The organism is Isoptericola cucumis (assembly GCF_014635665.1).
GTDB lineage: Bacteria > Actinomycetota > Actinomycetes > Actinomycetales > Cellulomonadaceae > Isoptericola > Isoptericola cucumis.
In genome coordinates this window covers 1-16,705 of the sequence record NZ_BMDG01000007.1, presented here as the reverse complement: position 1 = coordinate 16,705, position 16,705 = coordinate 1, and the positions used below count along the sequence as shown (strand labels likewise).

Sequence of the window (16,705 nt, the reverse complement as noted above, 5' to 3'; positions counted from 1 at the left end):
TTCGGCGACGTCAGCCGAGGAAGGAACGCACCCGGGTCCCGACCGTATGCTCCCGCACGTGCCGGGCATCGAAACGCAGCACATGGATGCCCGCGGCGGCGAAGTCGTTGTCGCGATCACGGTCACGGCGCGCCCGCCCGGCGTCACCCTCGTGCCAGGTGTACCCGTCCATCTCGACGACGAGCCAGCCGCCCCCGTTCAGCTCCCACGCCATGTCGCCGACGCCGAGCAGCCGGCCGTGTCGATCGCGCACGGGACGCTGCAGGGTGTCCGGCGGAACGCCCGCCTCGATGCACTGCCAACGCCCGAACGACTCCAGCGGCGACTCCGCGCGTGGGTCCGCGAGGTCCCACAGCTCGTGCCGGGCCGCCACGCCCCGTCGTCCTCGGGCGTGGTCGTGAGCCCGTGCGGCGCCGGCCCGGCTCACGACCTCGAGCCGCAGCGCCGAGTCCAGCACCGCCAGACCGTGCATCGCCGGCAGCTCCGGCACTGCCTGCGCCAACGCCCGCTCCGCGCTCGCGATCCGGCGCACGCCCGTCCGACGGTCTCCGAACGCGACCGTCATCATGCCGTCGTCGAACTGCCTGAGCCGCACCCCCGCCTTGCTTCGTCGTCTCGATCCGGTGGGCAACGCCGCTTGCGGTGCGATGTGCACCGGGAGCCCTTCGACCCCGTGGCAGGCGAGCGCGCACGAGGCGACCGCGATCGCGTCCGGTCCATAGGCGAGCATCCCTGCCCATGCCGACCGACGGCGCAGATGGTCGAACAGCCGGTCCGCCGGCGAGCGGGACCGTCGAGCTGCCGCCCACGCCTCGCGAGACCGCGCCCAGGCGGTTGCGTCGTCCGTGACCACCAGGGGGGCGACGGGCCGCTGCGGGAGGTCCGAGGCGGAGCGGGCGCCAGGCAGGACCGGGCACGTGTCGACGACACCGCGGGCAGCCACGCGCCAGAGCCCGGCGCGTACCCGGTGTGTCCGCCGCGAGTGGTCGACACCGTTCCGGTCGCACTGCTGCACGCTCAGCAGCCCTTCCTGTGCGTCGGCGAGCGCGAGGAGCGCGGCGGGGATCTCGGCGAAGGTGCGCACGGCGCTCATCCCACCAGGACGACCGTCCTCCGCGGGGGGTGGCGGCCGGTCTGTGGAGAACTCCCGACCAGCCAAGCCCGAGCAGGCAGTTCCGCTTGCTTTGGGCGACGAATCCGAGCGCAACTGCCTGTTCGGCGCTACTGGAGCTTGTTGTCCACCATCGAGAGCGCCGACCCGATCGCCATGTGCATGTCGAGGTACTGGTACGTGCCCAGCCGCCCGCCGAAGTGCACCTGCGGCTCGTCGGCCATCAGCTCGCGGTAGCGCTTGAGCCGGTCCCGGTCGTCGCGGGTGTTGATCGGGTAGTACGGCTCGTCGCCGTGCTCCGCGAAGCGGGAGTACTCGCGCACGACGACGGTCTTGTCGTCGCGGTAGTCCCGCTCCGGGTGGAAGTGCCGGAACTCGAGGATGCGCGTGAACGGCACGTCCGTGTCGGCGTAGTTCATCACCGGAGCGCCCTGGAAGTCCCCGACGGGCAGGACCTCCTGCTCGAAGTCGAGCGTGCGCCAGCTGAGGTCGCCCTCGGCGTGGTCGAAGTACCGGTCCACGGGGCCGGTGTACACGACCGGGACCTGGCCCACGACGGCCTTCTTGCTCGCCGGCTGGGCGTCGTCGAAGAAGTCCGTGCCGAGGCGCACCTCGATGTTCGGGTGGTCGGCCATGCGCTCGAGCCACGCCGTGTACCCGTCGGTGGGCAGCCCCTCGTGCGCGTCGTTGAAGTACCGGTTGTCGTACGTGTACCGCACGGGCAGCCGGGAGATGATCGACGCCGGCAGCTCGCGCGGGTCGGTCTGCCACTGCTTGGCCGTGTAGCCCTTGATGAACGCCTCGTACAGGGGGCGGCCGATGAGCGAGACGCCCTGCTCGTCCAGGTTCTCGGGCCGCTTGCCGCCGAGCTCGGCCGCCTGCTCGCGCACGAGCGCGCGCGCCGCGTCCGGGCCGTGCGCCGACCGGAAGAACTGGTTGATCGTGCCGAGGTTGATCGGCATCGGGAACACCTCGCCGCGGTGCGTGGTGTACACGCGGTGGGTGTAGGACGTGAACGACGTGAACCGGTTGACGTACTCCCACACGCGCTCGTTCGAGGTGTGGAACAGGTGCGCGCCGTAGCGGTGCACCTCGATGCCCGTCTCCGGCTCGGCCTCGCTGTACGCGTTGCCGCCGATGTGGTCACGGCGGTCGATCATGAGCACCTTGCGGCCCTGGTTCGCCATCTGCTCGGCGACGGTGAGGCCGAAGAAGCCGGTGCCGACGACGACGAGGTCCGTCATGGTGGCTGCCTCCTGGTGGGTTCGGCGGTGGTCTGGGTCAGTCGGGGACGTAGCCGCCGCGGAGGCGGGTGAACGCACGGTAGCCGACCTTGCGCACCCCCTCGGGCACGAGACGGTACCCGGCCCGCACGACGACGTTGCGCACCATCTGCGGTCCGGTGACGAAGCCCTCGGAGTGCAGGGTGCGCTGGAGCGCGAGCTCGGAGGCCAGCAGGCGCCGGCCGCCGCGGCGCGCGTACGCGCCCGCGCCGACCCGGTACAGCACCAGCGGCTCCGTGACGTTCTCGGCGCGGGCGCCCGCCGCGATCATGCGGGCGAAGAGCAGGTAGTCCTCCATGAGGTCCAGGTGCTCGTACCCCCCGGCCGCGGCGACGGCCGAGCGCCGGTACACGACCGACGGGTGGTTGAACGGGTCGCGGAACCGGGCGGCCGCCGCGATCTCGTCCCCCGTCGGGGGGACGCGGACCATGCCGGGGTCCAGCTCGTCGTCCTCGAACTCCTGGATGGCCGAGCCGACGACGTCGTGCCCGGCGGCGACCAGCGGCACCTGCACGGCGAAGCGCTCGGGCCGGGAGATGTCGTCGGCGTCGGCGCGCGCGACGATCTCGTGCTTGCACGCCTCGAGCCCGGCCTCCAGCGCGCGGGCCAGGCCGACGTTGCGCTCGAGCGGCACCAGCGAGACGGGGACGTCGGTGAGCTCGTGCAGCCGCGCGAGCACCGCGGCGATGTCGTCCCCGACCGGGCCGTCCCGCACGACGACGACCTCGTGGGGGCGCAGCGTCTGGTCGCGCGTGACGGAGAGGAAGCCGCGCTCCAGGTGCGCGGCGTCGTCGCCCGCGTACACCGGCAGGAGCACCGAGAACCCGTGGTCGTCGGCCACGGAGCCGGGGGCCGGCGCCGGCGCGGCGGCCACCCGGGCGACCGGCGCGGCCGCCGGGGCGCTCGCGCCCGCCTCCAGGCGGGCCACGCTCAGCGCGGCGGGGCGAACGCCCGACAGCACCTCGGTGGCGGCGCGCGGCCGGCGCACGGTCCCGTGCCAGAGCCCTCGCGCGCCCGCCTTGGCCAGGGTGCCCCGGTCGGACGAGCGCGCGACCGTGCGCGCCCAGCGGCGCAGGGTCGACCCGCCGTAGAGCAGCCGCTCGGAGGCGCTGAGCGCGGACGAGCGGGTGAACGTCCAGACCTTGTTGCGCACCTCGTAGTAGAACCGCGGGCCCGGGTCGTGGTCGGTGCCGACCAGGCGCGCCGTGCGGTGCTCGACGACGCTGCCCGGCACGTACAGGCCGACGCCGCGGCGCAGCAGCCGCGTCGAGTACTCGAAGTCGTCGTTCCAGATGAAGTAGTCCGCCACCGGCAGCCCGAGCCGCCGCACCGCGCCGGCGTCGACGAGCATCGACACGAACGACATGGACCGCACCGGCATCGCCCCGGCGGCCTTCGCCCGGCGCAGCGCCTCCGGCGAGGCGCCCGGGCGGCTGCGGGGCGTGTTCATCGGGTGGTCGGAGCCGTCGGTCCACACGACCCGGCTGGCCATCGCGGTGACGTCGCCGTCGTAGGCGTCGCGCGCGCCGAGCAGGGCGCCGAGCGCCGTGGGGGTGGGCACCGTGTCGTCGTCCATGAGCCACACGAGGTCGGCGCCGTGGTCGGCGACGGCGGCCGCGAGGCCGACGGCGAACCCGCCCGCACCTCCGGTGTTGCGCTTCAGCGCGACGACCGCGGGCGCGCTGGGGTGCTCGCGCGCCACGGTGAGGGCGTCGTCCGTCGAGGCGTTGTCGACCACCACGACGCGGTCGACGGGCCGCGTCTGGGCCGCGAGCGCGTCGAGGGCCGCGCCGAGCAGCGCGGACCGGTTGTACGACACGACGACGGCGACGACAGAAGGGGTGGGCATCCCGCACATCTTAGTGGTGCGCAACCCGTGCCGATCACACCCGCCCGAGCAGCCGCCCCGCCCGCCGCCGGACCGCGCCGGCCAGCGGCCGCAGCCGGGAGACCAGCCCTGCCGTCGGGGCCGGGCCCTCCGGCTGCTGCTCGCGACCTTCCCGCGCCTCGCGCTCCTCGACCGCCAGCTGCGTCGCGGTGCGTCGTCGGGCCGCCGTCTCGTCGGGAGTGACGCGGGAGGCCTCGGCGACCGCCGCCCGGATGCTCTCGTCGGCGAGCCTCGCGAGCCGCTCGCCGGTCCCCGCCGCGCGCTTCTGCGTCCGCGGGTCGAGGGCCCGGCGCACGTCGTCGTCGAGGCTCTCCGGCGTGGTGCCGTACGGCATGTGGGGGTCCCACGTCCGCGCGTACGTGTCGAGCTTGCGCTTCGGGAAGCTGATGCGGGGGACGTCGTACGCCGACGACACGATGCGGCCGTGGAGGGAGCCGCCGATCCACAGGTGTGCCCGCCGGATCTCGTCGACGAGGTCCCAGGGCCGGCGCGAGCCGTCCAGCACGGCGATGTCGCGGTCCGGGTCGTGCCGGCGCACCGCCTCGACGATCTTCTCGTAGTCCTCGAGGGAGTCGTGGTTCGGCGCGAGGCCGGCCGCGAAGAGCCGGATCGGGTACGGCGCGAGCGCCTCGGAGGTCGCGAGGGCCTGCGCGAACGTGTCGAGGCCGACGTTCGCGAGCATCCGCCGCGCGACCTGGACGAGCACCGCGCCGCTGCCCTCCTCGCCCTGCGGGCGAGGGTGGGTGTAGCGGATGGTGTGCACGACGTCGGGCACCAGACGGTGCTCCACCCCGTGCCGGTCGAGCAGGTCGCTCGAGAGCTGGTCGCGCACCGAGACCGCGGTGGCCTCGCGCAGGATGCGCAGCAGCTTCTCCTGGTCGGCGGCGTCGCGACCGCCGATCCCCGCGAGGCCGACCGAGTTGAGGACGGACGGGGTGGTGGCGTTGAGCGGGAACTGCGAGAGGCGCGGCATGTAGGGCGACTCGATGTCCGTCCCGCCGATCAGCTCGGCGCGCATGGCGCTCTTCTCCGCCGGGCTCGCGGCCTTGTACCGCCGGAAGGTCGCCCGCGGCACGGACATCCACAGCGCCGTGTGCACCCGGGTGCCGCCGACCTCGCCGCCGACCGTCCACACCTGGTCGTAGCGCTCCGACTCGAGCAGCGGCACGAAGGCGCCGACCTTCCGGTCGAGCAGCTCCGTCATGTCCGCGGCGAGCGGTGCGGCCGCCACGACCTCGAAACCGGCCTCGGCGAGGTACTGCTCGCTCACGAGGAGGAACAGCAGGTCGCCGAAGTTGTCGCGCTCGTAGGCGCCGACGAAGAGCACACGCCGGCGTGCGGACGGGCCGGGCGAGGTCGAAGTCATGTGGCCTCCAGGAGAGAAAGTCCGATGATACTAGTCGGAATTCCTGGGGGCTGTCATACCCGCCCCGTGGCCCCTCGCGCTCGGGCCGTCGGAAGTCCTGCTCACGCCCCGAAAGTGCGCCGCCACGCGTCCGTGGAGGTCAGCCCGGGCGCGGCGTTGCGCCACGTCCTGGCGAGCGAGCGCCACCGGACGGCGACACGCAGGTGCGCCCCGAGCGTGGCGGCCGCGAGGCGCCAGAACGTCGCGGGGTCGCGGCGCAGCCAGGTCCCCGACCGCTCGTCGGCGGCCAGGACCAGCACGGAGTCGTGGTGCGGCACCTCCCACCAGGTGGCCTGCGTCCGCTCGAGCGCGACGGCGGGCCGGCGGCGGGCCGCGGCCGGGACGGGCCGCAACGTCCCCAGGACGCTGCGCGCGGCGAACGCCGCCTGCGCGCCGCGCGTGGCCGGCTTGGGCCGGCCCCCGCCCGCGCGAGGCCCGGCCACGGCGGCGTCGAAGACGTCCTCGCCCGCCGCGTGCCGCACGGTCTCCGGGTGCCGGGCCCCCACGGCCCGCGCGTCCGTGACGGTGCTCTCGAGCTCGGCGTGCAGCTTCTCCGGGCCCGAGAGCACCTCGCGCAGCGCCTGGACGTGCAGCTCCACGGGGTAGTAGCGCATGCCGAGCAGCATCTTGAGGTCGGTCGCGAGGAGGTCGCGCAGCAGCGCGCCGCCCCGAGGTCGTTCGGCGTGCAGCAGCGCGGTGACCACCCGGTTACGTGTGTGCAGCAGCGCCTGCCACTCCACCGTGTCGTCCTTGTCCACCCAGGCGACGTGCCACAGCGCCGCGCCCGGCAGCGAGACGGTCGGGAACCCGGCCTCGCCGGAGCGCAGGCAGAACTCGGCGTCGTCCCACTTGAGGAAGAACGGCATCGACAGCCCCACGGCCCGCAGGGCGGTCACCGGGATCAGGCACATCCACCAGCCGTTGAACTGGCCGTCGGCGCGCTCGTGCATCCAGGGCGTGTCGCGCAGCGGGCCCGTCGCGAGGTCGTGCCGCTCGTGCTCCCGGTCGGGCGAGCCCCACATGAAGTGCCGCTGGTCCACGACCTCGCTGAACGCGTGCAGCACGGTCGGCTCGTTGTAGTCGAGCATGTGCCCGCCCACGACGACCGGGTCGACGACGGACCGGTGGAACCGCACGGCCCGCAGGAGCGCCTCGGGGTCGACGGCGACGTCGTCGTCCATCAGCATGACCGCGTCGCAGCCCGGGCGGTCGAGCGTCTCGAGCATCCCGCGGGAGAACCCTCCCGAGCCCCCGAGGTTCCCCTGGTCGATGACGGTGAGCTGCGCGCCGAGCTCCCGCGCCACCTCGGCGAAGCCCTCCTCGTCCGCCACCTTGCGCGTGCCCTGGTCCACCACGAGGACCGTCTCGACCACCTCGCGCAGCGCCGGGGCCGCCGCGATCGCCCGCAGCGTGGCCACGCAGTAGTCCGGCTTGTTGACGGTGGTGATCGCCAGGCACACCCGGCCCTCGCGGCGCGGCGCGACGTCGACGAGCCACCGGGCGCCGTGCAGCACGACGTCGTCCTGCGCGTCGATCTCGAACCAGAGCCAGCCGCCGTCCGCGGCGCCGTCGACGGGGACGTCGACCGCCGCCCGGGCGGCGACGTCCGCCCGCCCCACCTCGCGCGCGGTCCCGGCCGCGTCGCTGTGCAGCACCCGCACGGTGCCGGCCCCGGACAGCTCGAGCTCGAGCCGCACCACGGACGCACCGGCCCACCGCACCCAGTAGGACGCCGGGAAGGCCGCGAAGTAGGTCGCGAAGCCCTGGGAGGAGTCGGCCGGGACGAGCAGCGTGCCGTCCGTGCGCACGACCGCGCGGTCGTCCTTGCCGCCCCTTCCCTCGAGATAGAGCGAGCGGCGGTCCTCCGCGCTGGGCAGGGACAGCACGTGGGCGACGTGCATGGAGACCTTCCGTCGGCTGGTCATCGGGAGCGTGCCTACCCTAACGTTCGGAACCACTGCCCCCTGCGTCCGTCGAGCGTCCGTCGAGCGTCCGTCGCGGCGGCGCGAGAGCAGGACCACGAACCGCCCCTTCCGGGCGGTCCCGTAGACTCTCGACCTGCTCCAGCCACCGACGAAGGGCCGTTCCTGCGATGACCTCCGTGTCCGCCTCCCGTCTGGGGCTGCGCGTCCGCGTCCCCGCCGAACAGCCCGCGGAGACGGTGGACGTGCTCTTCGACGGGCATCGTGTGTGGTCGACGAAGCTGCCCCCGCACCGCCGCTCGCTGTTCGGCCGGCGCCTCTCCTGGCCCGACTCGCTGCGGCCGTACCTGCGCGGGCGCACCACCCTCACCGTCCGCCGCTCCGCCGACGACGCCGTGCTGGCGACCGGCGACGTGCGCTTCGGTGGCGGCGACCGCGACACCCGGGTGAGCGTGACCGACACGCAGGGCCGCTGGCTGGCCATGAACAAGTGGAACCGGCTGGGTCCCGTCCTCGAGGGCTCGGAGAACGGGGTGCGCGACCGGCTGCTCGCCAACGGTCGCCGGCTCGCCGACCTCATGGAGTCGTGGGGTTACCCGATCTACATGGTCGGCGGCAGCCTGCTCGGCGCCATGCGCAACGGCGGGATGCTGCCGCACGACGACGACATCGACTTCGCCTTCCTGTCCGAGGCGCGGACGGACCTCGAGGCCGGTCAGGTCAGCTACGACCTGCAGCGCAAGCTCGCCGACGCCGGGTTCACCGCGATCGTGCTGAGCCTCGCGCAGCTGCAGGTGACCTTCTTCACCGACGACGGCGAGACCGACCACTACATCGACATCTTCACCGGCTACCACACGGAGGACGGCCTCTACAACCAGCCGTTCGCGCTGCGGGGCGAGCTCCCGCGCGAGACGCTGGTCCCGGTGTCGACGATGCGGATCGACGGCGTCGACCTGCCCGCGCCCGCCAGCCCGGAGGCCTGGCTCGAGTTCGCGTACGGGCCCTCGTGGCGGGTGCCCGACCCCTCGTTCGTCTTCGTCTCCCCGCGCTCCACGCGGCGCCGCTTCGACAACCACTTCGGCGTCTTCAACCGGCAGCGCGTCTACTGGGAGAAGCACTACGAGAAGTACTCGACCCGTCCCGAGGGGCCGGCCGGCGGCGAGCGACAGGTGGACCAGTTCCTCTCGCTGCTGCCCGAGAACGCCTTCGTCGTCGACCTCGGCTCCGGCGACGGCCGGCTCACCGAACGGATCGCCGCGGCGGGCCACGACGTGCTCGGCCTCGACTACAGCTACGAGGCGCTGCGCCTCGCCGGCCAGACCCGGCCCGAGAACGTCGAGTACCGGTTCTGCAACTTCAACGACCGGCACATGCTGCTCCGGCTGACGCTGGAGCTCATCGCGAAGGGGCGCCAGCCGTACTTCTTCGCCCACCACCTGCTGCACGAGATGCCGGAGCTCGGCCGCGCCGACCTCTTCCAGACCCTGCTGCACGGATCCCTCGACGCCCAGACGTTCTGCTTCGCGACGGTGGCAACCGACCGGCCGCTGCGCGACCCGCAGGACCCGGAGACCTGGGCGCTCTCCGTCGCCAAGCTCCGGTCCGAGACGCGCCGGTTCAAGCTCGGCATCCACACCATCGAGTCCAGCGAGCAGCCGACGTCCATCGGCGACCGGCAGTTCCTCACCACGCTGATCTGGCGCTGACCCCACCCCACAGGAGCCGTTGCACCATGAAGACCTACGTCGCCCGCATCGCCCGCCGCGTCGCCCCGCGCACCGTCCGCAACCTCGAGGCGCTCAGCGACCTCACGGCCGACCACGGCGAGGGGCCCCTGCGCTTCGTCGCCTACGAGCGCGAGCTGCAGGACCTGCGCCGCGAGGTCGACGCGCTGCGCCGCGACAGCCGTCGCGTCGCCGAGCTCTACGACGTCGTCTTCGAGCAGGCGCGCCGCGACGCCGCCGAGCGCGGGGTCGCCCCGACCCCCGACCGCGAGGTCACGGACCGCGCCGTCGCCGCGCTGGAGGAGCGCCTCGAGTCCGAGAAGGGCCGAGGTACCGCGACGCAGGAGCCCGGCGCGTGACCCAGCCGCTCGCCCCCTCGACCGGAGAGACCGTGCCGCCTGCCACCCTCAAGATCTCGGTGGTCGTGCCGGCGTACCGGCCGGGCGACGGGATCCGGCGCGTCGTGGACTCGCTCGCGGCGCAGACGCTGCCGCAGGACGAGTTCGAGCTGATCATCGTCGACGACGGCTCGCCCGACGACACCTGGTCGCGGCTCGAGGCGATCCGTGCCGAACGGCCCAACGTCCGGATCGAGCGCATCGAGAACTCCGGCTGGCCGAGCCGCCCGCGCAACGTCGGCATCGGCATGGCGCGCGGCGAGTACGTGCTGTTCATGGATCACGACGACGAGATCCTCCCGGACGGCCTGCGCGCCTCCTACGAGTACGCCGCGGCCCACCACGCCGACGTGCTCAGCCCGAAGGAGCTCAAGACCTCCGACCCGCGCTGGGGGCTCGGCAACTACACGGGGAACATCCCCAACGCGCTGCCCCGCCGCGGCATCAACGCCCTGATGCCGATGATGCCGCACAAGTTCTACCGCCGGGACTTCCTCCTCGAGCACGACATCCGGTTCCCCGAGGGCCGCCGGATGCTGTGGGAGGACGTCTACTTCAACGTCGCCTGCTTCAAGCACGCCCAGGTCGTGTCGGTCCTGTCCGACACGCCCGTCTACCTGTGGCACGCGACCGACCAGAACAACTCCGCCACGTACGGCCCGTGGGAGGACGAGTTCTGGGACAAGCTCGGCGCCCTGTTCGACTTCATCGCGGCGACGCTCGACACCGACGAGCTCGCCGACGCCCGCAAGACGCAGCTCATGCACCAGTACCGCCTGCGGGTGCTCTCACGCCTCACCAGCTACCTGCGCTCGGGCCACCACGCCGACCGGGCGGAGCACGCCGTCGAGCGTGCCGTCGAGATCGTGGAGAAGCACGTCCCGGAGGCGTGGGACGCCGACCTGCCCGCGCTCGACCGGCCCAAGGCGTGGCTGCTGCGACGCCGGCGCGTCGACCTGCTGCGCGAGCTCCAGCGGGTCGACTCGTCCGTCGTCGGGCACTCCACGGTCGACGCGATCTGGTGGGAGAAGGGCACGCTGCGCATCCGCGCGACCGCGCGGTGGACCGACACGAGCGGCCGGCCCGTGCGCTTCCGCGAGGCGGACGGGCGACTGCACCGGGTGCTGCCGCCCTCGCTCTCCGACCTGCCACCCGCGCTGCGCGACGTGACCGACGACGTCCGCGCGGCGTCGTCGCACCTGGTCCTGCGCGACGACCGCTCGAAGGACACCTGGAGCCTGCGGGCGCGCAGCCGGGTCGTCCTGGAGCGCATGGCTCGGCCCGGCGCCGAGTCGGAGCCCCCGGAGGGTTCCGTCGTGAGCGTCGCGGTGTCGACGATCACCCAGCTCTCCCCTGCCACGGCTGCCCAGGGAAAGGCCCTGGCGGACGCGGAGTGGGTGGTGCACGCCAAGAACCGGCTGCTGGGAGAGCTCTCCCTGCACCCCGTGCGTTCCTCGGAGCCCGCCCGTCCGGCCGTCGTGGGCGGACGCACCGTCGTCGCGTCGCGTACCCGGCGTGGCGCGCTGACGATCGACGTCGGGCAGGTGGGCCACGGGGTGCTGGACCACCTCCGGCCGGACTGGGCGCACGGCACCGTGACGGTCTCGGGCCGGGGTCCGTGGCGCCGGCACACGGTCGACGTGCCGGTGCCGGACCTCTACGTCGACGCGGAGGCCCGCCTCACCGGCGCCGCGGGAGTCGTCCCGCACTCGGCGGCCGAGCGTCACGCCGCGGTCGGCCCGGTCGCGCGGCCGCTGGCCCGGAACCTGCCCGCGCGCGGGACCGCGACGCTCGAGGCCGCTCCGTCCGGCAGCCGGTTGCTGGCGACGTTCAGCGCCCCGGCGTGGCGCTGGCAGCTCCGCCCGCGCCTGGCGGGCGGCGCCCGCACGAAGCGCGGGTGGGACGTCCCCGCCCCGTGAGGCCCGCGCGACCCTGAGGCGAGCGGTACGGAGCGGTACAGAGACGAGCGGCCCGCGGCCGGCACCTGGAGGTGCCGGCCGCGGGCCGCCGTCGTCGGTCCGTCAGCCGCGGCGCAGCAGGCCCTTGGCCCGGCGTGCCGCGCGACGGCCCACCTCGGTCGCCAGCTCGGAGGCGCGGAAGCTGTCGAGAGTCGGCCGCTGCTGCTGCTGCCGCCGGCGCTGGGCGGCGAGCTTCTCCTTCGCGGCCTCGAGCTTCTCCTCCTTCTTCAGCCCGGCCTCGATCGACCCCAGGACCGCCTCGGTGGCCGCGTCCAGGGGCACCTGGTCGACGGTGAAGACCGGGTCCTTGCTGCTCCGGGCGGGCACCCGCAGCACGTCCAGGTCCCCGACCACGCGGACCCCGGTCGCCTCGATCTGGTCGACGTACCGGTTGCCCCGTGCGGTCGCCTTGGCCGCCGCCCACTCCGGCAGCTCGAACGAGCTGTCGCGGTCGCCGGGCAGGCGGGCGCTCATCATGTGCCCGGCGACGCCCTGGCGCATCCAGTGCTCGTAGGCCGTCCAGGGCAGCTCGCGCCGGCGGAACTCGGCGTTGATCGCCCGCAGCAGCTCCGCCTCCTCGACCGACATGCCCCGGTTGGACGAGTAGCCGTCCTGCTCGGCGGTCGCGAGCAGCTCGCGCGGGAGCCCGAGCAGGTCCTCGAAGGCGTCGGTGAGCAGGTTCGGGGTCGCCTTGTCGATGACGATCGCGGTGACGTTCTCGGGACCGACGACGTCGGCCCACCGCGACACGACGAGCCCCTGGTCGTTGCGGGTGTGGAACGTCTTGGTGACCTTGCGGTTCGGCGGGTCGGCGAGGACGGCGTCGAGCCATGCCTCGAAGCCGACGACGTCGCCCATCTTCATGTACTGCTGCCAGGACGAGGCGAGGATCGAGCCGTAGTGACGGAGGGTGACGACCACGTGGATGCGCTCGCCGAGCGCCTCGCGGAAGCTGCGCACCGTCTTCTCGGAGCTCTCCGAGGCGAACTCGTGCCCCAGCCAGATCCGGTTCTCCGTGTCCGCCTCCACCTCGGCCATGAGGCGGTCCCAGTTCTCGCGCGTGGGCTTCTCCCCCCAGCCCCAGCCACGCCCCATGAACGAGGAGACCTCGCGCCGGTGGTTGAACGTCCGCCCCGGGTAGTGCACACCGTGCGCGAGGAGCTCGGGGCGCAGCGCGGCGGCGGCGTTCTGCAGATGGGTGGTCCCGGTCTTCGGCAGACCGATGTGAAAGAGGCGGGCGCGCTCGGGCAGCAGCAGCGATGTCTGGCGCGGTTCAGTGGCGGTCATCGAACTTCCATCAGTCACGGGGCGGGGTGGATGACCGCACACTCTACCGCCGTTCCGACGCGCGCCGGCGCGGGTGTCGGAACGACGATTTCCCGTATGGGAAGATGGCTCGGCTCGTCGACCGCCTCGGCAGCATCCAGCGGCGATCCCCTCCGCCCAGGGGGTACCGGACGCCGCCGGAACGCGCAGGCACGAGGAGCAGGAAGCATGACCTTGACGGCACCACGGCGACAGCCCGCCACCCTTGACGCCGCGCGGCGCCGATACCTTCTCGAGGAGCCCAGTGGACGCTGAGCACAGGGACGAGGGCCGCCACCAGGCGCGGTCGTCCGTCGACGGCACGGTGTGGATCGACGGCGTGCTGCACCTGCGCGGCACCACCCGTTGGGTGGACGAGCACGGGGCGGAGCGGACGGTGCGCCGGCCGGGCGCCGACGACGTCGCCGACGGGCTGACCTGCCGCCTCCTGGCGCGGTCGCGCGCGGGACGCACCACCCACGACCTGCCCACCAGCAGCACCGCCGTCCTCGTCCCGGTCCCCGGCGACGACGACCGCGTGACCGTCCGGGTGCGCACCGAGGCCCGCCTCGACCCGCGCGAGCTTCCGCAGGAGGACGGCGGCACCTGGGACGTGTGCGCCGAGCCCTCCGCCCGGGGAGACCTCCACCCGGTCCTGGTGGAGGACGAGCACGAGGTCCCGGCACGGCCCGCGGTCGTCGGCACGGTGCCGTACCTCGCGCGCGGCGACCAGGACGGCACGCTGTGCCTCGAGTCGGGCGTCGAGGCGCGCACCCTCGTCGACGGCCGGCGGCTGCGCACCGCCGCGGCCCGGGTCGACACCGCGCCCGGCGAGGGCGGGCGGACCACGGTCCGGGTCGCCGTCCCCGTGGAGGGCGTCCGCGTCTTCCCCGCCGGCGGGGGCGACGCCGTCGGGCGCGGCACCGTCGAGCTGGAGGCGGCGGACGTCTCGTTCGCCGACCGGGTGCTGCGCAAGATGCGTCGCCGTGCCGGCGCGCCCGCGGCCACCGGCAGGTTCACCGTGGTGGCCGAGGGCGACGACGCCGTCCTGCACGTCACCGTGGCGGCGACGCCCGGCCTGTGGCGGGTCGCGACGACGGCCCACGGGTCCCGCACCCCGCTCCCGCTGCTGGTGCGCCTCGGCAGGGACGGCTCCGCGCAGGTCGTCGCAGCGCCGGCGGAGCCGGCGGCCGCGGCCGTGTCGGCACCGCCGCGCGTGTCCGTCGTCATGCCGGTGTACAACGCCGCCGACACCGTCGAGGAGGCCGTCCGCTCGGCGTTCGCCCAGTCGTTGCCGCCCGAGCAGGTCGAGATCATCGCCGTCGACGACGGCTCGTCCGACGACTCCCTGGCGATCCTGCGACGGCTGCAGCGCCAGCACCCCCGGATGCAGGTCTTCACCCAGGCGCCCAGCGGGACGGCGGCAGCCCCGCGGAACGCGGGGATCGAGGCGTCGACGGGCCGGCACCTGTTCTTCCTCGACTCCGACGACCTGCTCACGCCGACCGCCCTGGAGAAGATGGCCGACGCCGCGGACGCCCTCGAGGCGGACGTGGTGCTCGGCAAGATGGAGGGCTTCGCCGGGCGCACCAACGTTCCCCGCCGCGTGTTCCGGCGCACCACCGTGGACGCCGACATGGTCGCGAACTCCATGATGAACGCTCTCGGGCCCACCAAGATGTTCCGCGCGGAGCACATCAAGCGCCAGGGCATCCGGTTCCCCGCGGGCCTGCGCCACGGCGAGGACCAGGCGTTCGTCGTGGAGGCCGAGTTCACGGCGCGCCGCATCGTCATCCTCACGGACGCGGTGTACTACCGGGTCCGGGGCCACGAGGTGCGGCACACGCCGCCGACGGAGTCGGTCATCGACATCCGGCTGCGCAAGACGCGCCTGCTGACGCGGCTGGTCGAGCGCCACACCGAGCCCGGGGACCGCCGGGATGCCCTGCTGCCGCGACCGTTCGGCGACCGCGCGCTCGAGGGAGCGTTCCGGAAGGCCTACCTCGCCCTGGAACCGTCCGCACGGGCCGAGCTCGTCGACCGGGTGGCCGACGAGCTCGGGCACCTGTGGACCCCCGGCCTGCGCGCGCGGGTCGTGCACCACGCCCGCCCGGTGTACGACCTCGTGTTCGCGCGCGACCCGGAGAACCTCACGGCCCTGGTGGAGCACGCGGGGGGCGATCCGCGCCGTCTCGCCGTCATCACCGACGAGGACGGGATCCGGCTGGCCGTCCCGGCGAGCGTCGAGGAAGCCGTGGGCCGCGACGCGCTCCGCGTGGACCCACCGCCGGTCGAGCTCCAGCTCACCGGGCTCACGACCGCCGGCGGCCACGTCACCGCGCTCGGCCGGATGCACCCGCCGTCGGGCGCCGCACTCCCGACCGGCGTCCAGGCGCACTGGCGCCGGCGCGGGCCCCGCAGGGCCACCGCGGAGTCGGTCGAGGCCCGCGGCACCGTCCTGGGCACCACCGCCGGCTCACGGGCCCCGGACGCCGTGCGGTTCTCGATCGAGACGGAGGTCGGCACGCTGCCGGCCGCCGGGCTGTGGGACCTGTGGGTCACCCCCTTCTGGGGGGCCGCGGCCGGCGCGCCGGTGCAGCTCGGCGCGGAACGCGACCGCTCCGTGGACACGGACGCCGTCGCCCTCGAGGGCACGGAGTCCGTGCTGTTCCGGTCCGACCGGACCGGCCACCTCGCGATCGACCGCGACGGCGCCCACCACACGGTGCGGCCGGCGCGGCTCACGGCGCTGCGCCCGGACGCCGACGGCCGGCCCGAGGCCGTCCTGCACGTCGGACCGGGCACGTCGGCCGTCCGCGTGTACGCCTACCTCGAGCAGGCCGAGAGCCGCCAGCGGCTCCCGTGGTCCCGCGTCGACGACGAGCACGTCGCCGCCCGGCTCCCGGTGCCGTTCACCGCGAGCACGTCCACGATGACGCTCGCGCTGTCGCAGCGGAAGCTCCTGTCCCCCGTCGTCGGCGACGTCCCGCTCCGGGAGGGCTCGGCGACGGTCGTGGCCCAGAGCGCCCCCGGCGGGCCCGGCCCGCGGACGGCCGCCACGGTCCGCGTCACGCGGACGTCCGGCGCCCGCGCGCCGGAGCGCCCGCGCACCGGCGCGGCGGCCGCCAGCGGTGCCGACGACCCCATCCGCATGTGGTGGTGGCGCTGGCGCTTCCCCACCGAGCTCAACTTCGGCGACGAGGTGACGGCGCCGCTGGTCGAGCGCCTGACGGGCCGGCGGGTCGTCTGGACCCCGATGGCGCAGGCCGAGCTCGTGGGCGCCGGGTCGGTGCTCCAGATGGCCCTGCGCGAGCGCGGCTCCGACATGCCCGCCGTCTGGGGCGCCGGCATGATCCGGCCGTTCACGAAGGAGGCGCCGGCCGACTTCGTCCCGCTGGCCGTCCGCGGCCGTCTCAGCCTGGAGAGCCTCTCGCCGGCGGCGCAGGCGAGCACCGCGCTGGGCGATCCCGGCATCCTGGCCGACCGCCTCGTCGACGGACCCGTCACGAAGAGATACACCCTCGGCGTCATCCCCCACTACAAGGACGCCACCGACCCCACCATCCGCGCCCTCACCACCCTGCCCGGCACCCGCCGCATCGACGTCGCCTGGACGCCCGAAGAAGTCGCCCGCGAGATCGCGGCCTGCCACGTCGTCCTCTCCTCCTCCATGCACGGCCTGATCTTCGCCGACGCCCTCGACGTGCC

General features: G+C 73.9%; 10 protein-coding genes. 4 read left to right on the top strand and 6 right to left on the bottom strand.

The window, feature by feature from the left end; translation table 11 throughout:
• Positions 1-10: 10 nt before the first annotated feature.
• From IEW03_RS11240 to IEW03_RS11220, 5 genes are all read right to left on the bottom strand, one after another.
• Positions 11-1,093, bottom strand: a complete 1,083-nt coding sequence (locus IEW03_RS11240) for a hypothetical protein (RefSeq protein ID WP_188523788.1) — start codon at positions 1,091-1,093, stop codon at positions 11-13.
• 128 nt (positions 1,094-1,221) lie between these two features.
• On the bottom strand, positions 1,222-2,355 hold the full coding sequence (gene glf / locus IEW03_RS11235) for a UDP-galactopyranose mutase (protein ID WP_188523787.1): 1,134 nt from the start codon (positions 2,353-2,355) through the stop codon (positions 1,222-1,224).
• Positions 2,356-2,392: 37 nt separating this feature from the next.
• Positions 2,393-4,243 (bottom strand): glycosyltransferase, encoded by a 1,851-nt coding sequence (locus IEW03_RS11230; RefSeq protein WP_188523786.1) that lies wholly within the window; start codon positions 4,241-4,243, stop codon positions 2,393-2,395.
• 34 nt (positions 4,244-4,277) lie between these two features.
• Positions 4,278-5,648 carry a polysaccharide pyruvyl transferase family protein gene (locus tag IEW03_RS11225; protein WP_188523785.1) on the bottom strand — a complete coding sequence of 457 codons (1,371 nt, stop codon included), beginning with the start codon at positions 5,646-5,648 and terminating at the stop codon, positions 4,278-4,280.
• A 101-nt stretch (positions 5,649-5,749) separates the two neighbouring features.
• Positions 5,750-7,612 (bottom strand): glycosyltransferase, encoded by a 1,863-nt coding sequence (locus tag IEW03_RS11220; RefSeq protein WP_188523784.1) that lies wholly within the window; start codon positions 7,610-7,612, stop codon positions 5,750-5,752.
• A gap of 176 nt (positions 7,613-7,788) precedes the next feature.
• Here IEW03_RS11220 and IEW03_RS11215 point away from each other — a divergent pair, with 176 nt between their 5' ends.
• The 3 genes from IEW03_RS11215 to IEW03_RS11205 are packed head-to-tail and all read left to right on the top strand — an operon-like array spanning position 7,789 to position 11,653.
• Positions 7,789-9,318: a LicD family protein gene (locus IEW03_RS11215; RefSeq protein ID WP_188523783.1), complete on the top strand. Its 1,530-nt coding sequence runs from the start codon at positions 7,789-7,791 to the stop codon at positions 9,316-9,318.
• Positions 9,319-9,344: 26 nt separating this feature from the next.
• Complete coding sequence (locus tag IEW03_RS11210; protein WP_188523782.1) at positions 9,345-9,695, top strand: hypothetical protein; 351 nt, start codon at positions 9,345-9,347, stop codon at positions 9,693-9,695.
• On the top strand, positions 9,692-11,653 hold the full coding sequence (locus IEW03_RS11205; RefSeq protein WP_188523781.1) for a glycosyltransferase family 2 protein: 1,962 nt from the start codon (positions 9,692-9,694) through the stop codon (positions 11,651-11,653). Before IEW03_RS11210 ends, IEW03_RS11205 begins: the two co-directional genes overlap by 4 nt.
• Positions 11,654-11,755: 102 nt before the next feature.
• On the opposite strand, the gene IEW03_RS11200 is transcribed toward IEW03_RS11205, so the two are convergent.
• Positions 11,756-12,979 (bottom strand): sulfotransferase family protein, encoded by a 1,224-nt coding sequence (locus IEW03_RS11200; RefSeq protein ID WP_188523780.1) that lies wholly within the window; start codon positions 12,977-12,979, stop codon positions 11,756-11,758.
• 283 nt (positions 12,980-13,262) lie between these two features.
• On the opposite strand from IEW03_RS11200, the gene IEW03_RS11195 reads away from it, so the two are divergent.
• A partial coding sequence (locus tag IEW03_RS11195) for a glycosyltransferase (RefSeq protein WP_188523779.1) occupies positions 13,263-16,705 on the top strand: 3,443 nt, incomplete at its 3' end.

What these genes read in the sequence shown, in the direction of transcription:
- IEW03_RS11220 (WP_188523784.1), bottom strand. Translation starts at nt 7,612, where the DNA reads ATGACCAGCCGACGGAAGGTCTCCATGCACGTCGCCCACGTGCTGTCC.
- IEW03_RS11210 (WP_188523782.1), top strand. Translation starts at nt 9,345, where the DNA reads ATGAAGACCTACGTCGCCCGCATCGCCCGCCGCGTCGCCCCGCGCACC.
- IEW03_RS11200 (WP_188523780.1), bottom strand. Translation starts at nt 12,979, where the DNA reads ATGACCGCCACTGAACCGCGCCAGACATCGCTGCTGCTGCCCGAGCGC.
- IEW03_RS11225 (WP_188523785.1), bottom strand. Translation starts at nt 5,648, where the DNA reads ATGACTTCGACCTCGCCCGGCCCGTCCGCACGCCGGCGTGTGCTCTTC.
- glf (WP_188523787.1), bottom strand. Translation starts at nt 2,355, where the DNA reads ATGACGGACCTCGTCGTCGTCGGCACCGGCTTCTTCGGCCTCACCGTC.
- IEW03_RS11230 (WP_188523786.1), bottom strand. Translation starts at nt 4,243, where the DNA reads ATGCCCACCCCTTCTGTCGTCGCCGTCGTCGTGTCGTACAACCGGTCC.
- IEW03_RS11240 (WP_188523788.1), bottom strand. Translation starts at nt 1,093, where the DNA reads ATGAGCGCCGTGCGCACCTTCGCCGAGATCCCCGCCGCGCTCCTCGCG.